This window comes from Stenotrophomonas sp. HMWF023, from assembly GCF_003060985.1.
Classification (GTDB): Bacteria; Pseudomonadota; Gammaproteobacteria; order Xanthomonadales; family Xanthomonadaceae; genus Stenotrophomonas; species Stenotrophomonas lactitubi.
Genome location: NZ_QAIJ01000294.1, coordinates 40,656 through 43,031 on the forward strand (window position 1 = coordinate 40,656; position 2,376 = coordinate 43,031).

Sequence of the window (2,376 nt, forward strand, 5' to 3'; positions counted from 1 at the left end):
GCCCCGCCTCCGCCGCAGAAATCCAGAGCCGCTGTTGCTGTTGCCCCGGCTTCTGCGGGTGCCGGGCGCCGCCCGGCCGGCACTACCCCCACACTGGGCAGCACGGCACAATCACCGCATGAGCCCGACCACCCCCGTTTCCGCCCTGACCATCGCCGGCTCCGATTCCGGCGGCGGCGCCGGCATCCAGGCCGACCTGAAGGCCTTCGCCGCGCATCGTGTGCACGGCCTGTCGGTGATCGCCGCACTGACCGCGCAGAACACCCGCGGCGTCAGCGCCGTGCACGTGCCGCCAGTCGACTTCCTGCGCGCGCAGATCGAGGCCTGCTTCGACGACTTCGACATCCACGCAGTGAAGCTGGGCATGCTGGCCAACGCCGAGGTAATCCACGCCGTGGCCGATGCATTGGAACGTCATCGACCACCGCATGTGGTGCTGGACCCGGTGATGGTGGCCACCAGCGGCGCTCGCCTGCTGGAGGACAGCGCACTGCAGGCAATGCGCGAACGGCTGCTGCCACTGGCCACCCTGGTCACCCCCAATGCACCGGAAGCGGAGCTGCTGGTGGGCCGCAGCATCGCCAATGGCAACGACGCAGAGCAGGCCGCCGCCTCACTCCTTGATCTGGGCGCCGGTGCGGTGCTGCTGAAGGGCGGTCACCTGCACGAAGGCAACCGCGTGGTCGACCGTTACTTCGATGGTGTCAGCAGCGAAGAGTTCATCCATGCCCGCCTGCCATTGGATGCGCACGGCACGGGCTGCACGCTGGCCTCTGCCATCGCCGCGCAGCTGTGCAACGGGCTGAGCCTGGCCAATGCCTGCGAAGCCGGCATCGATTACGTGGCGCGCGGGCTGCAGCAGGGCTACGCGCCTGGCCGCAGCGAGGTGCTGGTGCTGGATCATTTCGGCGCGGCACCGCACGCATGAGCGATTCGCCACGCGCACTCGCCGTGGACAGCGGCGATGGCCACCGTTACGAGGTCATCGCCTGCGTACCTGCACAGCCGCTGGCACGGCTGCTGTGGCTGCCGGCGTTGGGCGTGGCCGCACGCCATTACCTGCCGCTTGCGCAGGCACTGGCAACTAGGGGCGTGGCGGTTTACCTGCACGAATGGCGTGGCAATGGCAGCAGTTCGTTGCGCCCGTCACGCACCCAGGATTGGGGCTACAAACAGATTCTCGACCACGACCTGCCGGCCAGCCAGGCCCTGCTCGCCAATGCCGATGCTGGGCAGGACGTGCTGCCCTGGATCATCGGTGGTCACAGCCTGGGCGGTCAGCTGGCCTGCGTGCATGCCGGGCGCCAGCCACAGGCATTCGATCGATTGTGGCTGGCCGCCAGCGGCACACCGTTCTGGCGCACGTTCCCGCCACCACGCGGCTGGTTGCTGCCGCTGATCTATCGCTTCCTGCCATGGATCGCACGGCGTCAGGGCGTGCTGCACGGGCGCCGGCTGGGCTTCGGCGGCACCGAAGCACGTGGATTGATCGCCGACTGGGCGCGCGTAGGGCTGAACAATCACTACGCCGCCGTCGGCATGGACGAGGATCTGGACGCGCAGATGGCGCGTGTGCATGGCAGTGCGCAGGCGGTGCTGATGGAAAACGATTGGCTGGCGCCTATCGGCTCAATGCAGGCGCTATTGGCGAAACTGCCGAATGTCGCCTCACAGCTGCGCGTGCTTTCTGCGCAGGAGCTGGGTACGCGAGCCGACCACTTCGCGTGGATGAAACACCCGGAGGCTGTCGCAGGGGCGTTTTTCATTCAGTTGGGTGAAAATTTTCACAAAAGCGTTGACGACTCGCGCCGACATCCGCATAATTCCGCTCCTGTCGCAGGGCGCCCGTAGCTCAGTTGGATAGAGTACCTGGCTACGAACCAGGCGGTCGGGAGTTCGAATCTCTCCGGGCGCACCACTCGACAGACCTTCAGCATCCGCCGCTGGAAGTGCAGTAAAATATGGCAGTAAGTTGATTGTGTACCGCGCGCCCGTAGCTCAGTTGGATAGAGTACCTGGCTACGAACCAGGCGGTCGGGAGTTCGAATCTCTCCGGGCGCACCACACACGATCAACACAACAAGTTTATGTAATTGGCGCCCGTAGCTCAGTTGGATAGAGTACCTGGCTACGAACCAGGCGGTCGGGAGTTCGAATCTCTCCGGGCGCACCATTACACCGAAACAGCAGGCCCCGGCCTGCTGTTTTTTTTTGTGTTTTTTGGCAGGGCTGCGCCCTGCACCTGCAGAGGCAACAGCAACTGCAGAAGCTGGCATTCCGTGGGTGGCGGGGCGGTATGGGTAGGCAGGACACGCCGTAAACCCATCCATGGGAGCTCGATGGCGCCATCCATGGCGCCAACGGTCCTGCCTACCC

2 protein-coding genes and 3 tRNA genes are annotated in these 2,376 nt (G+C 65.2%); all 5 read left to right on the forward strand.

The window, feature by feature from the left end; genetic code table 11:
* Positions 1-118: 118 nt before the first annotated feature.
* The 5 genes from thiD to DBR20_RS16820 all read left to right on the forward strand — a co-directional run bounded on the left by thiD (position 119) and on the right by DBR20_RS16820 (position 2,173).
* Entirely contained in the window at positions 119-928 is an 810-nt protein-coding gene (thiD, locus tag DBR20_RS16800; protein WP_100464809.1) for a bifunctional hydroxymethylpyrimidine kinase/phosphomethylpyrimidine kinase, read from the forward strand.
* Positions 925-1,851, forward strand: coding sequence for an alpha/beta fold hydrolase (locus DBR20_RS16805; protein WP_108267080.1), 927 nt, complete (start codon positions 925-927; stop codon positions 1,849-1,851). The genes thiD and DBR20_RS16805 overlap by 4 nt, the downstream gene beginning before the upstream one ends.
* Positions 1,842-1,918 (forward strand) — tRNA-Arg (locus DBR20_RS16810). Before DBR20_RS16805 ends, DBR20_RS16810 begins: the two co-directional genes overlap by 10 nt.
* A gap of 69 nt (positions 1,919-1,987) precedes the next feature.
* Positions 1,988-2,064, forward strand: a tRNA-Arg gene (locus DBR20_RS16815).
* A 32-nt stretch (positions 2,065-2,096) separates the two neighbouring features.
* Positions 2,097-2,173 (forward strand) — tRNA-Arg (locus tag DBR20_RS16820).
* The last annotated feature ends 203 nt before the right edge of the window (positions 2,174-2,376 follow it).